This is a genomic window from Moorena sp. SIO3I6, assembly GCF_010672095.1.
On the sequence record NZ_JAAHHU010001321.1, the window covers coordinates 1 to 1,423 of the forward strand.

At 45.0% G+C, this 1,423-nt stretch carries 2 protein-coding genes; both read right to left on the reverse strand.

Annotation, left to right across the window (positions count from 1 at the left end):
* Positions 1–114: DUF751 domain-containing protein (locus tag F6K49_RS48955; protein ID WP_293109970.1), on the reverse strand; the 114-nt coding region annotated here is incomplete at its 3' end.
* 172 nt (positions 115–286) lie between these two features.
* On the reverse strand, positions 287–1,423 hold a 1,137-nt coding region (locus F6K49_RS48960), incomplete at its 5' end, for an AAA family ATPase (RefSeq protein ID WP_293109968.1).

Below are 1,423 nucleotides of genomic sequence, written 5' to 3' on the forward strand. Positions count from 1 at the left end.
TAGGGGGCAGTTTAGTAGTGGTTTTACCAGCAAAAACACGGAATAGAATATTCCTAGAGTAATACTGATTAGATAGCGTGGGTAACGAGATACATTTTTAAAAAAGTCTTCCATTATCCTATAAACTCTTATAGTGCCATTTTTAATACTGGTAGCACTTTTTTAGCTTCTTCCGTACTTATTCTGGTAATTTCTCATAAACAATGCCAAAAATTTCCCCCCTCTTAGTAAGGGGGGATTAAGGGGAGTTAGCACAGGATAATTAGGGGCTTTACCCTACAATCACTTACTCAACTCCTTGAGGCAAAAGCTCTCGGTTTTCCTTACGACTGACTTGTACCTTACCCTCTTCATTGACATCAACATAGGCAATATCTCCTTCCTTAATGCGACTGGAGAGAATTTCTTCTGCCAGCACATCCTCCAACAACCGCATGATGGCTCGGCGTAATGGTCTGGCCCCGTAGCTGGGGTTGTAACCCTCTTCGATCAAACGGTCTTTGAACTTCTCGCTGACTTCTAGAGTAATGCCTTGTTCGTACAGACGACCAAACACTTCTTTTAACAGAATCTTGGCAATGTCCTTGACTTCTTCTTTGGTCAACTGACGGAAGACGATAATCTCATCTAAACGATTCAGGAACTCTGGGCGGAAGTACTGTTTAAGTTCTTCGTTCACTAGATTCCGAATTCGATTATATTGGGATTCCGCTTGATTATCGCTGAACTCGAAGCCCAGTTGTCCGCCACCCTTTTCAATAACCTTGGAACCGATATTGGAGGTCATGATCAGCAGGGTGTTTTTAAAGTCTACCGTCCGACCCTTGGAGTCAGTCAACCGCCCATCCTCTAGGATTTGCAGCAGCATATTGAACACATCTGGGTGTGCCTTTTCAATTTCATCGAACAGCACTACTGTGTAAGGACGACGACGCACTGCCTCAGTTAGTTGACCACCTTCGTTGTAGCCCACATATCCAGGAGGAGAACCTACCAACTTACTTACCGTATGGCGCTCCATGTATTCGGACATATCTAGGCGCACCATGGCTTCTTCAGACCCGAAGAAGTAAGCTGCCAATGACTTAGCTAATTCTGTCTTACCGACCCCTGTAGGTCCAGAGAAGACAAAACTTGCAATAGGACGGTTGGGATTCTTTAAGCCTACCCTAGCTCGACGAATTGCTCGGGAAACGGCTTTAACCGCATCTTCCTGACCAATCAGGCGCTGATGCAGGGTATCTTCCATGTGCAGTAGTTTCTCTGACTCTGATTCAGTCAGTTTTTGTACCGGCACACCAGTCCAAGAGGCAACAATGTGAGCAATGTCCTCTTCATCTACAACTGGGCTGTCATCAGTACCCCGAGATTCGCTCTTCTTGCTTTGTGCAATTGAGCGAATTTCCGCCTTTATTTCCATTTC